Annotated in this window: 10 protein-coding genes; 2 read left to right on the top strand and 8 right to left on the bottom strand. The window is 47.1% G+C overall.

Annotated features, from left to right (window positions below; genetic code table 11):
• Positions 1-2: 2 nt before the first annotated feature.
• The 3 genes from KXJ70_RS11140 to KXJ70_RS11130 are packed head-to-tail and all read right to left on the bottom strand — an operon-like array spanning position 3 to position 5858.
• Positions 3-3575 carry a thioester reductase domain-containing protein gene (locus tag KXJ70_RS11140; RefSeq protein ID WP_219043577.1) on the bottom strand — a complete coding sequence of 1191 codons (3573 nt, stop codon included), beginning with the start codon at positions 3573-3575 and terminating at the stop codon, positions 3-5.
• 18 nt (positions 3576-3593) lie between these two features.
• A complete protein-coding gene (locus KXJ70_RS11135) occupies positions 3594-4781 on the bottom strand; it encodes a sulfotransferase family protein (protein WP_219043576.1) in 1188 nt (395 codons plus the stop codon).
• A gap of 45 nt (positions 4782-4826) precedes the next feature.
• A complete protein-coding gene (locus tag KXJ70_RS11130) occupies positions 4827-5858 on the bottom strand; it encodes a hypothetical protein (RefSeq protein WP_219043575.1) in 1032 nt (343 codons plus the stop codon).
• A 477-nt stretch (positions 5859-6335) separates the two neighbouring features.
• On the opposite strand from KXJ70_RS11130, the gene KXJ70_RS11125 reads away from it, so the two are divergent.
• Both KXJ70_RS11125 and KXJ70_RS11120 read left to right on the top strand, forming a co-directional pair.
• The gene (locus KXJ70_RS11125) at positions 6336-8726 is read left to right on the top strand and encodes a TonB-dependent receptor (RefSeq protein ID WP_219043574.1); all 2391 of its coding nucleotides are present in this window, start codon (positions 6336-6338) and stop codon (positions 8724-8726) included.
• 293 nt (positions 8727-9019) lie between these two features.
• Positions 9020-11407 (top strand): TonB-dependent receptor, encoded by a 2388-nt coding sequence (locus tag KXJ70_RS11120; protein ID WP_369409774.1) that lies wholly within the window; start codon positions 9020-9022, stop codon positions 11405-11407.
• A 157-nt stretch (positions 11408-11564) separates the two neighbouring features.
• Here KXJ70_RS11120 and KXJ70_RS11115 read toward each other — a convergent pair whose 3' ends face one another.
• From KXJ70_RS11115 to KXJ70_RS11095, 5 genes are all read right to left on the bottom strand, one after another.
• A complete protein-coding gene (locus KXJ70_RS11115; protein WP_219043572.1) occupies positions 11565-12572 on the bottom strand; it encodes a HupE/UreJ family protein in 1008 nt (335 codons plus the stop codon).
• Positions 12573-12589: 17 nt separating this feature from the next.
• On the bottom strand, positions 12590-13540 hold the full coding sequence (locus tag KXJ70_RS11110) for a peptidylprolyl isomerase (RefSeq protein ID WP_219043571.1): 951 nt from the start codon (positions 13538-13540) through the stop codon (positions 12590-12592).
• A gap of 95 nt (positions 13541-13635) precedes the next feature.
• The gene (locus tag KXJ70_RS11105) at positions 13636-14370 is read right to left on the bottom strand and encodes a helix-turn-helix transcriptional regulator (protein ID WP_219043570.1); all 735 of its coding nucleotides are present in this window, start codon (positions 14368-14370) and stop codon (positions 13636-13638) included.
• A 519-nt stretch (positions 14371-14889) separates the two neighbouring features.
• Positions 14890-16455, bottom strand: coding sequence for a long-chain-fatty-acid--CoA ligase (locus KXJ70_RS11100; protein ID WP_219043569.1), 1566 nt, complete (start codon positions 16453-16455; stop codon positions 14890-14892).
• Positions 16456-16823: 368 nt separating this feature from the next.
• A complete protein-coding gene (locus tag KXJ70_RS11095; protein ID WP_219043568.1) occupies positions 16824-17993 on the bottom strand; it encodes an acyl-CoA dehydrogenase family protein in 1170 nt (389 codons plus the stop codon).
• Between the last annotated feature and the right edge of the window lie 10 nt (positions 17994-18003).

Genomic DNA, 18003 nt, shown 5'->3' with positions numbered 1-18003 from the left:
TGTTACACGACTTTATAGTTATTCGCTGCCGGCACGTCTATCAGCCCCAGCGCATTCATGTCTCGCAGGCATTTCCTAATATAATTTTGCGAAAGATGAGGCAGCCCGCTCTCACCGAGCAGATCAGCCACAAGACGCTTAAACCTGTCGCACTGCATCAACTCATTGGCAAGCGCTTGCGGAGCCGAAAAGGCACTTAAAACGTCTAAGGCCGAGTGGCCGCGCTGAGCTTCCGACAAATTTAAATGCGCAGCTTTAAAAGTATCAAACCATTCGCGGTAATCCCTAACGCGTTTAATGGGATATCCTTCCACGTCAATCCAGTCAACAAACGCATCGAGCGAGCAACCATCATCGCTATGATAATTTTCAATATTAAATGTTTGGTATTCGCCAGGTTTACCTTGTGCGCCAACCACAGCCGCAGCCACGACATCCACCGGAACGCCATCGTAATGCCCCTGTCTCTTGCCACCACCTTCTTGCAGTGGAAAGAATGAATAGGGGGCGAGGCCAGTGTGGATAATGCTGAAGATCAATCGAACAAAGATATCCGCTGTATTTGCCTGACCAATATAGTGTTGATGGGGCAACATCATGTCGCCGCGAAATACATTGATGCCGAGACCGCAATGCTGGTTGGCATTCTGTAATAGCTGCTCGCAAGCCCATTTGCTCGCCGCATACCCCGACGCATAATCGTCGCTCAGCGCAATGCTATCGAGGAGCGGCGACTCCTCACTACTCACTTCACTGGTATCCAGCAAGGAGTAGACGGCCACGGTTGAAATAAAGTCGATATTTTTCTTATGCTCTAACAGAGAGAACTTAATTACCTCGGCGGTACCCAACACGTTCGCACCAAACAAATTTGCGTATGAGAATCGATGATTAACCAGTGCAGCCACGTGAACAACGCGATCTACATTACGCAGCAAGCGTTGATAATCGGCGTCGCTGAGACCCATTTTTTCTTCACCGACGTCCGCAGCAATTACTTCCAGGTGCTTGGCGGCCAAGGTCTGATAACGCGACTCGAGTTGCGGATCTTGACCTGAATAGGCGCTGTCGAGCCGCGCCTTTGCGGAAGTGTTGTCGGCAGCCCGAATTAAGCAAACCAGTTTCCCGCCAGTAAGCGCCAATTTTTCCAGCCACGCCAAACATACAAAGCGCCCGAGAAAGCCATTGGCACCCGTTAGTAGTACGGTACTTTCTTGGCCCGGCGGTGCCGATAGTTCTCGGCTACTATTGAGAATAGCGGGGGCAATGAAATGAGTTAAATCGAGGTCTTCGCGGGTAATCCTGGTCGCGCCCTTACCGTGAATACTGGCAAAATTCGGACGTTCAGACTTTCCTAGAAGTGATTTCTGAATATATGCAGACCACTTGGCGAGGTTACCGGTTGGACTAAGAATCATATCCGCCGCTACTTCAACCCCAAACACTTCTTCAAGTGACTGTGAGAAAAGTACGGCACCCAATGAATCACCGCCCAATTCATAAAAGGTGGAAGACATTGTGCTGCTGGCGACATGAATATTAAGATCAATTTCTAATAGTTTGCTTAATATTTCTGGAACACTCAGGGAATCTTTATCTTCGATTAACTCCCGCCGCTTCGCTTTGCTCGCGTCCTCTTGGCTTTCGTATATGGCCTCAAGGCGCTCGCCATACTTCCTTTCCAGCGCGGGCCTTAATTTCTTACGCAAGCCGGAAAGCAGGCCGTTTTCTTCACTAAACAGTTCCCATTCGACGATAAAGTCCTTCGGAATCTCAAAGCTTTTAATGCCCTCTTCTTTCGCAACACGGTGCAACTCTTGATGAATTAAAGCCCGCACCGCGTCGGCACTCGGCTTGTCGCCAAGATAGGTCTCCACTACGGTACTATTAGGCACAATCACGGCTAGCAGATACGCACGCTGAGAATTGCCGTAAATATAGATCTGACTTATTACATCACTTGCGCCCTCAAAAATTGGCCCCAAAGAGCCAATCGGGACGTACTCGCCCTGCGAGAGTTTTAATACATCATTGCGGCGATCAATGATGGCGATATGATCGGTTTCATACTCCTCAACAATATCGCCAGTGCAGATAAAGCCATCTTCATCAAATAATTTTTCCGACGCTTCCGGCGCCTTATAGTATCCGCTAATACTCTGGATACTTTTAAAGCAAAACTCACCGCGGGGATAGGGTTTGTCGCTTGTGTAGTAGCCCAGCTCCGGAACATCTCTAAGTCGGTAGTCCAATACCGGTGGCCGCTGAACAAAGCCGTTTACGGCAACTTGTCCACCCTCGGTATTGCCATAGGCGTCCATGAGCTGCACGTCGAAACAGTCCGAGAAGAACGATCGCACTTCAGCGGACATCTGCGACCCGCCGAATAAAGCAAAGCACAATCTATCGCCTAAGTAGGATTGGCCAAGCTCGCGCTTTACCTGCTCACGCACAGTCTGATCGCTCGTACCATCGCTCTCACCCATGCGCAGACGCCGAGCAACTTCATTCTGATAGTGCTGATAGATCAGTTCTATTATTCGTGGGAAAAAACCTACGAAAGTGGGCCTTGCAATTCGAATGTCGTCAAACAGGGTGGACATATCGGGTGCCAGCGTGAAATATGCCGTTCCGCCATGCTTTAACACAGAAACAAGCGTTCCCTTGCCCAGGAGATGACTAAATGGCGCGAGACACAGCGCCACAATAGGCGGCCCATTTTCAACAATACTGGTCCAGTAATAGCGAATTGCCTTTTCCGACACCATCGCTGCCTTCGGTGTGCCGCTACTGCCAGACGAGTGGACAATGGAAGCAACACGATCACCGCCATCGGGATGCGGCGCCAGGTGAGTCCATCCTGAGCGTTTCGCCAGAGCAACCAAATCTTGCAACGAGATAAAGTTCGCGGAGGCGCGTTCGTCCTCAAGAATAGCTTTTGCCGCAAGAAATGCCGCCTGATCGTTGCTGTCACGCTCGTCATACTCAAAGACGATAAGATTGCGAATATAAGATTTACCGGCAACATGCTCGGCCATCGATACTAAATTTTTCGCGGTAACAGCCACTGTCGCCGGCCGAATTGTCTCGAATATCTGGTCGATGGTCTGCTGCGACGTACCCGTTTGCATGGGCACCGTAATGGCTTGAACATAGGCAGTGGCAAAATCTAAAGTAGTAAACTCAGCACTGGTAAATCCAAAGATACAAACACGCTCATCCGGCTTTACATAATAATCTGGGTGATCCTTCCATACATTGGCAATCGCGTGTATGCGGCTTTGTAACTGTGCATAGCTAATGGTGTTGAATTTAGGTTTATACGCGCGGCTATGCAGCTCATACTCTGGAGACCAAACAATATCGTAATCGCGAGATCCAAGTGCTTCGCGATCAGCGTAGCCCGTAAAAGCACGATCCATCGTTTCCGCCAGACTTAAATCTGGGGCGCAAATTGCTTCGCCCACCGCCGGCGATGGAATCAACAATGCCAGCTGCGAATCGCTTTTTATCAATGCTTGCATCTTCTGCATTATGCGGTCCTGCTGCTCGACAGGTCTCTCGTTATTATTCATTCGATTGGCCTAAAGGTATCAGTGCTTATTTATAAATCGGCTCATGTAGTGACCAAAGTTATCTTCTATATCATCGGGCGTTAAGCCGAATTCCGCCAGCGAGTACTCATGCTTGCCGTGCTTACCCTGAACGTTGTGTGTATGCCAAGCCAACATTTTCTCATCGGCCTCAGGGCTTAACTCATAAGGCGACTTTGCATAGGCCTCACGCACTATTTTCATTGGATCGTGGCGCACAAGCTCGTAATCCACATCGAGGATGCGATCATCTAATTGCAAACGGTCCCGCACATCGAGGAAGCGCTTCATTGCAATACTCCAGGTTCTTAATGTTTCAGCTCCGTGTTTATGTTCATCAAGCGAGTCGGCATAGATGTGCGCCAAGCCGCTGGTAAATTTTGCAAAGGATGGAATGCATTTGTGCGGGTCGCGATGCGGCTGTATAAACGTCGCTCTTGGGAAATGCTCAAGCAAGGTATCCAAATAAGCAAAATGCGGAACAGATTTAAAGACCCAGGGCCGGCCACGCTTACCGCCGTCCTGCCACTGCAGATACTGAAAAACACGCTTGGCCAAGCTGTAGCCTTCTGTACTCGACTCCGACATTATCCAGTCAAAATATTCTGGGCTGTCCAACAGCTGACTCCACGTGTAGTCCTTGAAGCTCATCTGATATACAAGCCCCTCTTCCTCGACCTCCTCTATCGCGATCGGGTGCGCCGCGTTCATATCTGGATTATCATCGGTTAGAAGGCCTGAGTTCGCGATAGCAGCAATTCTTGGATCTGGCTCTCCTGGCACTGCATCTGGAAAGGGTGCGGGGTTTTGCATTCGCCAAAACAATGTTTTCTGTACCGTATCTGGAGCGGAGAACATTTTATGCAGTTTAGTTGTGCCTGATCTTGGCAGACCGATGATAATGAACGGATCGGATACGTCTTCTTGCAAAATCTCTGGATGCGCCTTGATATCTCGTTCCATGCGCAAGCGGTTGACTAGCAGGCGGACTATATCTGCCTTAAGTAGCGCCATGCCCTGCTCACTGAGCGGCATATCTTTCGCAAAACAATCAAGCAATTTTCTTAAAGCCGTTTCAAACTCGAATGGTCCGAAATCTGTCAAACCAGCTAAGCGCTGCGCTTCCACAATCAGCTTACCCGCATCTAACTCTAGGCATTGCGCCTCATACCGCTGTTTATCCAACATATTGAACCCTTAAATTATAATATTTAGATAAAATCCTGCCGCTGATTAAGATCTGGTGTTGATCAGCGCGGTTGATTTCAGCGGCCCCAATTTGGACACCGGCTGAATACCTGGCGGTGCAGCAATAACGTCGGGTATACGGTTGAATAGGCAAGCTGCCGACATATACGAGGAGTCTTCGCGCTCTACTCGCATTCGCGCTTTCGGGTTACCGTTTACCTCCCAAAACATATGCTCAACATCGTCATCCCTAAAATGGCGCACCTCGATTTCCGACTTGGCCGTCACGCCTTCTTCCGTTTCAATTTCTGCAATTATCCGAATACCAACGCAGTTGCCCGCCGGAATAACGCACTCCATAAACTCACTTTCATAATCCTCATCAAACACTGCTGGCTCAACATAGGATTTAGTATTCTTAATGGTGTATCCCAATCCAGCCAAGACGTGTTCGGGAATAGACTTGTACGATTTTGCTATCGGATTTTTACTCAAACCTCTCGCGTGAAATTCCTCAACGGTGAGGGTATTACCAAACGGGTAAGTCTGCTCTTTACTCTCGCACTGAGGAACAATATCAGTTCGACTAGAATGGAAAAGCGAGGTTAATTCCACTGTCGGGCCAGCGACTAACATCCCGGACCAAATACGCGACATATCCCATATTCCCGACCCGGTGAATGTCACGCCACGCTCTTTTGCGAGGGCATCTAACTTAACTGCTAATTCAGGGTTGTTAGCTTTAGGGTAATACGATTCCGTACCATGACAGACCACATTTAAGCCGGCACTCAACAAACGAGTATGCGCTTGGTGATTTACATCTAGTAAGTTGGTTGTCGTTACCACGCCAATATCGGCATCTAGACTTGCGTAATCTACGCTATCGCAATCCTGAACAAGCACACCAAGCGCTTCAATACCCGCCAACTCTCCTACATCTTTACCCACTTTGTCACCAGCGCGATTCACGGCCGCGACTATTGGCCAGCCCTTCTGCACAGCAAAACGTACAACGTGTTTTCCGAACTGGCCGACGCCATAAATTACCAGTCGAGGTTTCTCTGAATTTGTCATATACAGATCTCTACAGTTTTATTTTACTATGCAATTTAACATTCATACCTGCTGCCAAAGCGTGTCCACCTAGCCGCTAAATGCCCTTTTTCTGCAAACAACAGCCACCTCACAACAAGCAGAATCCGCAATATTTTCGCTAAACAATTAATCAGTATTTCGGCTGAATTACTATTCGATTATTGCTCGTATTTGCCATATCGATTCCGCTTTCAGGCCCTAAAACGTCGAGCCGCACGGCATTCCACAATACTCTGGAGCCCCCTCTGATCAAAATGCGATCAGAATGCGAGCTTTAATTAAGCACGTTTTATGGAAAATGAGACGTAGCAATGAGCTACAAAATACTTATGTAACTCAGAGTTCGGTTGTTACCCATATGCCGTGCGAACGACTCGGTCAAGCGCCGCGCCTGTGATTAATTTGATTTCATTGTTCATTATTAGTAACTATAAGAAAGTATTGGTATCACTGCCTATGAAAACAAGTTTACCGCTAGTTATCGCCGCCATATCTTGTCTTCCGACGTGGGTAATCGCGCAAGCCGCAAAAGACACTGACAATGTCAGAAAAAACCGTCTGATCGAAGAGATAGTAGTTACTGCCCAAAAACGCGAGCAAGACTCGCAGGACGTGCCGATTGCAATACAGGCTTTTTCGGGCGACAAACTAGATGCATTCAATATTGAAGATACCGCTGATCTACAACGAATTACGCCGGGAGTTACATTCACGTATACCTATGGATATACATTAATCTATATCCGCGGTGTAGGTAGTGATGCATTTCTACCAAATGCGGATCCCAGCGTGGCAACGTATATCGACGGTATTAATATCCCCGCAAGTCAGGGAAAACAAGACACCTTAGGACCAGTAGAACGGGTCGAGGTTTTAAAAGGCCCACAGGGCACTTTGTTTGGCAGGAACGCCACAGCCGGGGCGATTAGCATTATCACAAAAGACCCGCCGGTGGACGAGATCGTCGGTAGCATTAAGTACGTAGCAGGCAACTACGACGCGCAGCAATTCCAAGCATATCTCGGGCTACCCATCATTGATGGCCTCGGTATTACATTCGCCGGCTTCAAAGATAGCCAGGAGAATTACGGTGATAATTTTAGTAATGGCAATTACTTTCCAATTAGGGAGGACTTTTCTGAGGGCGGCAGAATAAAAATTAAATGGGACAGCGATATATTCTCGGCAACCCTAATCGGATCGTATATTAATCAGTTCAACGGAAATTCATTAGTACAGGAAAATACCCGTCCCTCTTTAATTCTTGGCGCTGGCGCTGAGGTAGACGAAGCAGACCGAAATACTGACACCAATTTCAAAGGGGGAAATGGCACAATCAATACCATGGCTGGCGCTACTCTTGAGTGGCGGCCAGGCCCTGTAGACCTTAAATTTACTTACGGCGACCAGTTAGCCAAGGTCGACTTTGGCCAGTTTGATTATGACTCCACTGATGAAGATCGTGCAGGCTTTTTTACCTACGATCAGTACAACGAACAAAAAACCTACGAGTTACAACTCCTATCCAATCAGTACACGCCTGGCGCAGATAAATTTGAATGGGTTGCGGGCTATTACCGGCTGGAAGCCGAAGGTGGCTTTGGACGTCTATTCTTTTTTCTTAACAACGGCTTTGCTACCGGCCTTCTACCCGAGGAACTTGGCGATATTCTAGCGGGAACCCCAAAGGTAACCTTGGAATCAGGCGGTTTACTTTACACCGAATCTGACGCTATCTATTTCCAGGGAACATATAATTTTAGTAGTGAATGGGGGCTTACTTTCGGCGCGAGATACCAAGAGGAAACTAGAGAAATCGGCAACGCGAACCTCTATCTAGTCGATACCCTTACCCCCGGTATTTCGCAAGCCTATTACGAGGGTAATGATTACTCGCGCAATATTCTCATTTCAGAATTTGATGCACCGCCGCTTGAAGAAGAAACTTTCTCGCCAAAAATTGCCCTGCAATGGTTTCCAAACGAAGCCACTCAAGTTTACGCTTCCTTACAGCGCGGCTATAAGAGCCCGACCTATAACATCGTTAATTTCTTTGGCAACCCGAATGCCGTTGAAGGCGAAGAAGCCACCGCAGCTGAACTAGGTTTTAAATCAGAGTGGCTAGACAAGACCTTGACGTTCAATGCAGCAATTTTTGCATCTAAAACCAAAGACCTTTTAACAGGTATAGTTTCGTTTACGTCTGGCGCAACTGTACGTTATTCCAATGCCGGTACGGCAGAAGCAAAAGGTATCGAGTTTGATTTTCAATGGCAACCGATGCCTGAATTCAATCCCGGCTTAGCCGTGACCGGAGGCGCGACTTACATAAACTCTGAATTTTCCGACTATAAAAATGGCGAAGGCTTCGACGACACAACTGGTCTCTATTTTGGCCCCGGCGGTTTAGAAGATATACCGCTCGCCTTACTGGGCATCGAGCTGCCGCTTCCAATTGGTGACATTGTCAACGGGCCCCGTGATTTCACTGGCAACCGCGTGCCGCGCACGCCCAAATTTTCGTCGTCGGTTTCGGTCAATCAATACGTCAATATTGGCGATGCCAGCGCCATCGAGATTGCAGTAGATTACTCCTACAAAAGCGAGTACTTCACTACGCCGCAAAACTCCCCCTTCTATGTACAAGATCAGTATGAGATCTGGTCTGCGCGTGCTAGTTACTTCTACAACCCCTGGGGACTTCAACTCACTGCCTTCGTTGATAACGCCAAAGACAAAGACTACTTTAGCAGCATTCTTCAACAGGACTTTGGCCGCACGGTTACCCTAGCTCCACCGCGACTTTATGGCCTGAAAATTAAGTGGGATTTTGACATTGATCAATAATTATGGATCACGACCTTTCTCCGATTAGCCACCGCTTGTCTATTTAGTGTTCACGAATGCGATCTTCTGGTGAAAATTCATACTCTATAGAATCATAGTATTGACTCGCTCGCGTTAACTAAATCTCCTCAATTTGGAATAAAAACTAGAACTAGAACTAGAACTAGAACTAGAACTAGAACTAGAACTAGAACTAGAACTAGTAAGTATAAGTAGCCGAAAGCGAAATCATAAATTAGGGCAATCGGGACGCACGATTCCCCGAACATAAAATAATAACTTGAGCAAATCACATGACATCGAAATTTAATGTACGCCCTTGCGTAATAGTTCTTATGTTTTCCGCTAGTTCAATCGCTCTTTCCACGCAAGCTAATCAAGGCAGAGTGCTCGAAGAGGTGATTGTTACTGCTCAAAAGCGAGCCCAGAGCCTTCAAGACGTACCCATGTCGGTCTCGGCTTTATCGGGAGATATGGCTAGCGAAGCTGCAATTGTTGACGCTCAAGACTTAGTACAATATACACCTAATGTTAAATTCACTGCGTCAAACCCGCAGTATAGTTCAACAATGATCCGTGGTTTCGGATCTCCACCGCTGGCAAGAAATATAGAGCCCTCGGTAGGATTAGTGATTGATGGTATAAGCTACGGTCGCAGCACATTCACCAATGACGGCGTATTCGACCTGGAAAGGTTGGAAGTGTTACGCGGCCCCCAGGGAACATTGTTCGGGAAAAACACCATAGCCGGCGTGCTGAACTTCACCACAAAATCGCCATCTTTTGAGCCAGAAGGCTACGTCCAAGTGGCGGAAGAGCGACTCGATGGCAAGCGTTACGAAGCGGCGGTTAGCTTCCCGATTATTGACGATGTTCTTGCTGCTCGCATCAGTTGGCGAAAGCGGGAGAAATATCTTGGGCTATACAATACCGCGCGCAACGACGAAAAAGAGGAATTTAAAGATGAATCAGTACGTGTGCGACTTGATTACCTCCCCCATGAAGACATAGAACTTAAGCTAATCGCCTTTAGCACTGAATATGAGGGCGTAGGTAATGGCTTTCAGAGCTCCCATCTTACAGACACCGCACGCAGCACCTATGCACAGAGAGATCCAAAAATAGAGGATGACGAGTTTAATGACACCCGATCTTCTAATTCTCCAACATATTCTAATCGTGCTAGCGATGCCATTGCGCTGAAAGCGAATATCGATATTGGTGACTTTTTACAATTTCGAAACAGCAGTATCAGCGCCTTGGTCAGCTGGGCCAGAATCGACACCCCTTTTCTATTAGATACAGATTTCAGCCCCATCAATTCCGGCTATTTCCAAACTGACGGCCCTGACCGATATAAGCAACAGCAGTTTGAACTACGTTACAGCGCTGACAGCCTTCCCCTTTTTGGCTGGGGCGAATCAATTGATTGGATGTTTGGGGTTTTCGCAGGCCAAGCGGAGTCCAATGTAAGCCAAAAGACCTTCATTGTGTACGACGGTTTGATCGCATTAGCACCGGTAATTGCAGAGGGGCGCGGAGTGCCACTACCCGCTTTTCTAGGCGGGTTATTTTCTCAACTCGCCGATATCGGCATAACCTCGGGGCTCGCCGAAGATGTTATTATCGAAACTTCTGTCCACACTAAATCAGAGACTTACGCGCTGTTTGGGCAGGCTGACTGGCATCTTTCAGACTCCGTCATCACAACACTTGGCTTGCGGATAGGAACGGAAACCATTGCCGGCGAGCAATCTAACTATTCCGACTCGCCAGTACCCTCCATTACCAATGGCTCCGAAAATTACTACGAGAAAGATCAAATAAATGAGGATGAGTTCTCGCCGAAGATTGCCATAAGTTGGTCGCCGGTAGACGAACTAACGGTATTTGGAAATATATCCAAGGGGTTTAAGAGCGGTGGCTTTTCCGGCCCAGTTATCCACACGAGATACCTACAATATAAACCAGAAGAAGCATTATCCGCCGAGCTAGGTATTAAAAGTAGACTTCTCCAACAAACGTTAGAGGTGAATGCCACCCTTTACAGCATGCAGTTTGACAATCTGCAGCTAAATATTTTTGACGGCACGGCGATATTCACCACAAATGTGGAAGAAGCCGAGTCCTGGGGCGTCGAGGTGGACTTTAACTGGCTGCCGCCAATGCCATGGCTGACAGTACAGGGTAGTCTCGGTTTCAACGAAACGAAATACGGCAACTTCCCCTGCGGCCCGACAACCTGGGATGACAGAGATGCCGCACCCGAATGCGGACAAGACGCGGCGCCATCGCAAGACCTTAGCGGCAAACAACTACCTTATAATCCGAAAATTTCCGCCAGTCTCACCCCGACAATGCGTTTCCCAATTATTCCTAGCTGGGGCTTGGGCGCTATGTTTGCACTCGACGTACTCTATCAAGGCGAGCATTACTTAGACTACGATTTAGACGAAAAGACCTTCCAGGAAGCGACCACCAAGCTCAATGCACGCTTAGCTATTGGCCCGGAAAATAAGCGTTGGGCAGTCATATTCAATGCAAAGAACTTGACCGAGGAACAGGAAAGAATGATGGTGTTAGACACAATAATTCAAGGTGGTAACTACGTTGCGATTACTCATCCAGATGAAACCCAATACTCTATAGATTTCCGCTATAACTTCGGCAACTTAGATTAATCCACATGGGAGGGGAGTCCGCGGCCGCGAGCGAACCCCCTAATCCCATATGGTTGATTTGCACGTAGATAACGGCCTATCGCGAAGTACATCTAATTTATAGCGTACCCTCATCCCTGAATTGTTATTTTAGTGGCAAACAACAAAAGGGAAAACGCTACAAAATTTGGCCCAACATCTCTGTACCACGATCCAGGCACCAATAAACGGAAAATCCGCCCATAGCTAAAATACTTGCAGATCTAAGGAATTGATAAGCGGGTATCGAGCTACGACGCAATATAAAAAATAAACCGGCGACAAACCCAACAAAGACAAGTTGTCCTAATTCAATGCCGACATTAAACGCGAGTAACGCAGATATCACGTCTCCGTATGGGAGACCAATTTCCTGAAGTACTCCCGCAAAACCCAGGCCGTGAACAAGTCCAAACGCGCTGGCCACCAACCATTGATGCCTACGAATATAATGCTGCCCCTCCCCTTCAGTGGGTCGGCTCAACTCCAGGGCAAGAATCAATATTGTTACCGCAATCGAAAATTCAACCAAGGCAGGCCAGTGCGGAATTAACCCAAGACTGACTAGGGCCAATGTAACACTGTGTCCCAGCGTAAAGGCTGTAACTGTTTTAAGCAGCGATCGCCACGAAGTGGCGAGCAACAGCAAGGCAGTTACAAAAAAGAGATGATCTGTACCAACAAGAATGTGCTCGATACCCAACTGAACATACTGAGTAAATACCGAGCCACCACCTTGCCCTTCTGGCACTATATAGTTCGGCGCATCCACCGTGAGTATACGTTGCTGAGGTACGCCACTCAGAGGCTTAAAATTAAGCATCGCGACAGTTCGACTGGCTCCCAAGGAATCAATTCGAATAAGTTTCCCAGCTAAGCCGTCCTGACATACCTCGTGCCAGCGATGCTCAAATGCTGTATTAACAGAAACAACGGTCGCCTTAGTACTCTCGCATGATTCCGGAAAAACCGGCCGAGGTGATACTTCAGCGTTCTTGGGCGTGCGCCATACAATTTGATAAATACCCGTATCGGTTTCGATAATTTTTAGTAGCGACGGAGCTAACTTATGGGCACTCGCACCCACACTGTAAAAGCTACAAAAAATGAGCGTGGCAGAGGTGAACAGTATTTTTATATGCCGCATATCGACTAATGGCATCCTCACTGAAACTTGTACTTATCTAGCAATTTTTCTAGATATCTTTTAAGCGCTTTATTCTCTAATTCCAATACATACTCTTGCTGAAGGATAAATTTTACCTCGTTGAAATCGCGGTAGGATTTGTCCTTAAACGCTATTATTTTTACGAAATGGGACCCATACGCTGAGCCCAGAGGTCCAACCCAAGACGCTAAGTTTCCTGCTGGTTTTTTAGCGACCGCCACTTCGTTTAAAGCTTTGGCGAAATCGTCTCCAAAGGTATCTTTTAATCTGGGCAGCTCTGTCAGCGACATTTTATTACCCAATAAGAAGGGATCTCCGAGCGAATAAGCTTGTTCGTCAGAAATCGAGTTTGACCGTAAAATCTCCTGCAAAGAAGCCACTTTCGACTGAATATTGGGGTTATCTGCACTCAAATAGACATGATGAAATTCAATGCGTGGAGAAATCTTCCATCTATCAAGATGTTCGGCGTAGCGGGCACGCAACGCCCCTTCGTCAACCTCGGGTAGGGGATAGGCTGTAGCGCGCCCTTCTAACTCTATACTTTGCACAAGTCGCCGCCGTATAAGCTCATCACTCTTATGCAAGTCGAGCGCTAATGCGTCGCTGATCTTTTGTGATTCGTCACCTTCAATCCCTAGAAAATCTGCATTTTTAAGCAGACGCTGATAGATAATCGGATCATCAAGATACAAACCGCGCCGCAGGGCCTCAGCGACAGAAACGCGACTGGCAAGTTCTGAATGCCTAATCTCTTGCTGCTGCTCAGCGTTAGGGAATACTCGGTGTTGACGCGCCCAGTCCTGATACTGGACCTGAAGCACTTCATCGCTAGGTGCCTCTATACGATAGCTATTTTGCCATTCTATAAAGTACTTCCCAAACCAAAGTAACATGCCCAGCAATACAAAGTTAAAAATAGGGTAATTGTGCAAAGTAATCTTCATGCCGCTTTCTGTACCAAACTAGGAGGATAAAACACGGTCACTATACAATCTCAGGCAGATAAACAGATAATTCCAACAGGAAAACAAAGAAGTGGCTACGCTAAATTTGCCACGCTAGTTATGATCAATCTTACAACTAATGCCTGACGGTCAACGCCCATCTTCTTAAATACAGACCTAAGATGCGTACGCACCGTCGCATGCGCCATACCAAGAAATTCCGTGATTTCAACTAAACTAAGGCCATCAGCCAATAACACAGCGACACGAGACTCAGTAGGTGAAAGTGCAAAAAGCTCGCTCACAACTGTGATAGGCGCAGATGAGCACAATCCTGCATCGCGAATAAATACAGCTATCGCTGGCGCACCTGGCGATATATCTCGCGCTCCCGCCAACGGTCGTATCGCTAAGCCCATATCTAACGAATGTCCGTCCCGCGAAATACGCATGGTTTCTGATTGGCAGGGAGCATCACTGTGCCGCGCAGCAAGCATGCGAGCTATAATCCCTTCGAATTTTTCTTGAGCAGCAAAGTCATCTATTACGACTCTACCGGTATCAATACAAAGCTCAGGTGTTATGCGCAACAACTTTTCAGCACTCCCGTTAATATGCACTACCAGACCACGTTGATCTAATACTATCGATGCCAGCGAGAATTTATCGATAACATCATGGCAAATATTGCGCTCTATCTCCAGGTGCTCAATGTGATTACATAGACGCATAAACTGTCTTATATGCCGAACGAGAACGCTAATTAGGTCTTTCTCTAAGTCCGAGAAATGATTTAAGCCCCGACCGCGACCTATCTTCAGCAAGGTCATTGCCTCGCCACAATCAAATAGATCAACCGTATACGAATTATAGAAGTCAACCGACTCTAAAAACAGATCATAAATCTTACATTTTTTTGTATCGTCAACAAAAAATGACGCCGGAAATAAAGGTGACTTAGAAACTTGTGCGATTCTGGTCGAGCTCAGTGGGATAACCTGGCCCTCATAAAAGTTTACTTCCCCCAAACTACGCCGACTTACAATTAAGATCTTGCCATTACTTTCCTTTCTGGGCGCACTCAGCACGAGCGAAACCATCTCAGCGTGGAAATATTCGGCTAGCAAAACTAGCAAATCTTGTACCGGACGGTCAGCGGAAAGGCAGTCATATATAGCGCCAACAAGCCACCCAAAATCGCTTCGGCCGTTGTCTAGATGCTCGCTGTTGAATAACTTCCTTGAATGACGCATATCAATTTAGTCTGAGTAAATTAGTAACGTTAGGTCACATATCAAAAACAGGGCAACTTTCTCATTAAGAGAGCGTATACGGAAACGTCTAGAAATCTAATTTATCGCTCTATCACTGCCATCCCAATAGGGTTTACGAATATCCTTTTTAGATATTTTTCCCACACTGGTTGTCGGTAGTGGTTCTGACACAAAGGTCACACTTCTAGGGCACTTATACGCGGTTATCGCCGCACGACAATATTCTATTAATTCACTCTCACCAAGAGAACTAAAAGGGCTAAGGCGTACAACGGCATGAACAGATTCCCCCCACTTTAAGTCGGGAATCCCGATCACCGCGACTTCTAAAACGTCCGGATGTTGAGAAATCACATTTTCTATCTCCGCCGAGAAGACGTTTTCGCCACCGGTAACGATCATGTCCTTTACACGATCAACAAGAAATAAAAACCCATCGTCGTCTAGATAACCGGCATCACCGGTGTGCACCCACCCGTCATTGATTGTTGATTTGGTTTGCTCAGACATTCCCCAATAGCCAAGCATGGTATTCGGACCTTTCACCAAAACCTCACCAACTTCGCCAGCAATCAGCGGTGCGCCATTAGAATCTATAACTTTCATCTCGACAATAACGCTAGCTTGACCTGCAGATCGGACTTTATCTGCACCGTCTCCCTTTAGGACGTGGTGTTCAGGTCGCAGTATCGTAATAACTGGCGCCAGCTCGGTTTGCCCATAGGCCTGATACAAGGCCACGTGAGAAAGTTTTTCCATCGCTTTATGAAGAACACCGAGGGGCATAGGCGACGCGCCATACACTATTTTTCTCAATGAACTTAACTTGGCAGATGCGAACCCTTCATGCTCAAGCAGCATTCCAATCATCGTCGGGACAAGTAACACATCCGTTACTTCAAATTTTGCGATGGCGCTCATCACGGAAGACGGCTCAAATGCAGGTATAAAAACATGGGTATTTCCCGCCAATGTATTGGCCATACCCACGGCGGCGTCAGCAATATGAAACATAGGGGCGGCATGCAAATAACGCACGTCCGGAGTCCTTATCCCCATTTCGCTCATCATAGAAAGCGCGCTGCTGTAAAAATTATTGTGTGACAACATGACACCTTTTGGGAATCCTGTTGTACCACCGGTATAAAAAATGCCCAGCAGATCGTCACCACAGCGACCCGAATCTAATAGCGGTTCACTCACATCCATCATTACATCATAACGCGACATCCATTCAGGGCACGCGCCATCACCTAAGTATATAAATCTAATCACTGCTCCGAGTTCGTCGTTAATTTTCTCTGCCAAACTAACGAACATATCATCAACAAACATGACGCTCGCACCAGAGTCATTCAAGCTGTACAGAAGCTCAGCTAAAGACCATCGTATATTAAGTGGGACTACTACCCCACCAGACCACGGAATAGCAAAAAAAATCTCATAGTATCTATCAGAATTTAAAGCCAGCAATGCAGCGCGATCACCTTCCTTAAAACCACCGTCCACAAGGAAGTGCGCCAAGCAGGATATCCGGTGCTGAGTCTCTGCAAACGTCTGCTTTCTATCACCGCAGATTAATGCCGTATTATTCGGTGTCACTTGTGCAGCGCGTCGAATGGGCTGCGTACAACTCATCATAGTTCATTCCCACTTGTTCACAGACAACACAGAAAAGACGCAAAAAGCACACCGCGCTCGTGTCGACGTATAAAATTATTAGATGATATTTCGCTAGTACTTTTTTATTTTTAGAACAAATTTAATTCTTGCCAATATTATAGTCCAATTGAATTACTATAACCGGCCAGATCTGTAAACACAGAATCTACGCATACAGGCCAATAGCCGACGGCCATCGCTTGCTGAGAAGCTGCGGGCGGGATATGACAGAGCACACTGAAATTTGGAACTGCGTACCACGGCAGATGATGACTATTTAACTAATTCCACACCTCACAACACGGACATCCTTGCGACGCTCGTATTCACATTGCGCATCCGCCACACTATGCCTTCAGCATTTCACCACTTATTATCATTTTACGGACCTCCGTGGTACCTGCGCCGATCTCAAGTAATTTAATAGAACGAAATAGCCGATTAATTTCCGATTCCCATATATATCCACTGCCGCCAAATATCTGCACGGCGTTATTCAGCACTTTATTAGATGTATCTGCACAATACATAACCGACGCAGCTGTTCGCGCGTGAATTTCTCCATGACCTGCTTGGGTCTCATCCACACCCGACACCTCCGATAGCACTGTCCAACAGAAGTTTTTCATCGTTTCCGTCCAAACGTACATATCTGCTAAGCGCGACTGCACCATTTGAAACTCAGCAATTGGCTTTCCGAATTGCTCTCTGGTCTTTGCGTAATTTACTGACAATGCGAGCGCTCGCTCGGCTATACCAACATTAATAGGGCCAATCATCGCGCGCTCAAAGTCCAAGCCACTCATTACCACGCGATGCCCCTCGTGCTCTACCCCCACAATATTCCTAGCAGGAACGCGCATGTCTTCAAAAACGAGCTCCGCCGTTTGACTGCCGCGGAAGCCCATTTTGTTCAGCTTTTGTGCAACTTTGAATCCGGGAGTGTTTGTTTCTACAACGAAGGCAGTAATCCCCTTCGACCCCTTGCCCTGCTCGGTCTTTGCGTATAGCAAACATACGTCAGCAACCGGGCCATTAGTGATATAGATCTTCGTTCCATTGATTACGTAATCGTCGCCGTCACGTATTGCCTTGGTACGCATAGATCCTAGGGCGTCGGAACCGGCCCCGGGCTCAGTTAGACCGAGACAGCCAATCCACTCACCTGAACACAATTTTGGCAAATACTTTTCCTGTATGTACGCGCTACCGTTTTTATAGATATTATTTGCACATAAGTTATCGTGGGCAACCCATGACAATGCGAAGGCATGGTTATATCTAGCCATGCCCTGCAAAATGATACCCGCCTCTAGCAAGCTCATACCGGCACCACCGAACTTTTCTGCGACTGTAACGCCAAGGAAACCAAGTTCCCCAATCTTTCTCATAATTTCCGGTGGCCACCACTCTTCATTGTCCATTCTTTCTGCGAGCGGTAAGAGCTGATCTTTTGCAAACCGATCTACATGATCAAGCAGAGCTTGCTGATCTGCCGTTAGTGAAAATTGGCTCATATCTTGTATC

The organism is Zhongshania aquimaris (genome assembly GCF_019312595.1).
In the GTDB taxonomy this organism is placed as follows: Bacteria; Pseudomonadota; Gammaproteobacteria; order Pseudomonadales; family Spongiibacteraceae; genus Spongiibacter; species Spongiibacter aquimaris.
Note: the sequence above shows the minus strand (reverse complement) of the source record. Positions and strands in the feature narration are given on the sequence as shown.

Bases quoted from the DNA above. Each gene is read 5' to 3' on its own strand.
- KXJ70_RS11125 (WP_219043574.1), top strand. From the start codon at position 6,336: ATGAAAACAAGTTTACCGCTAGTTATCGCCGCCATATCTTGTCTTCCG.
- KXJ70_RS11105 (WP_219043570.1), bottom strand. From the start codon at position 14,370: ATGACCTTGCTGAAGATAGGTCGCGGTCGGGGCTTAAATCATTTCTCG.
- KXJ70_RS11095 (WP_219043568.1), bottom strand. From the start codon at position 17,993: ATGAGCCAATTTTCACTAACGGCAGATCAGCAAGCTCTGCTTGATCAT.
- KXJ70_RS11115 (WP_219043572.1), bottom strand. From the start codon at position 12,572: ATGCGGCATATAAAAATACTGTTCACCTCTGCCACGCTCATTTTTTGT.
- KXJ70_RS11140 (WP_219043577.1), bottom strand. From the start codon at position 3,575: ATGAATAATAACGAGAGACCTGTCGAGCAGCAGGACCGCATAATGCAG.
- KXJ70_RS11100 (WP_219043569.1), bottom strand. From the start codon at position 16,455: ATGATGAGTTGTACGCAGCCCATTCGACGCGCTGCACAAGTGACACCG.
- KXJ70_RS11110 (WP_219043571.1), bottom strand. From the start codon at position 13,540: ATGAAGATTACTTTGCACAATTACCCTATTTTTAACTTTGTATTGCTG.
- KXJ70_RS11130 (WP_219043575.1), bottom strand. From the start codon at position 5,858: ATGACAAATTCAGAGAAACCTCGACTGGTAATTTATGGCGTCGGCCAG.
- KXJ70_RS11135 (WP_219043576.1), bottom strand. From the start codon at position 4,781: ATGTTGGATAAACAGCGGTATGAGGCGCAATGCCTAGAGTTAGATGCG.
- KXJ70_RS11120 (WP_369409774.1), top strand. From the start codon at position 9,020: ATGACATCGAAATTTAATGTACGCCCTTGCGTAATAGTTCTTATGTTT.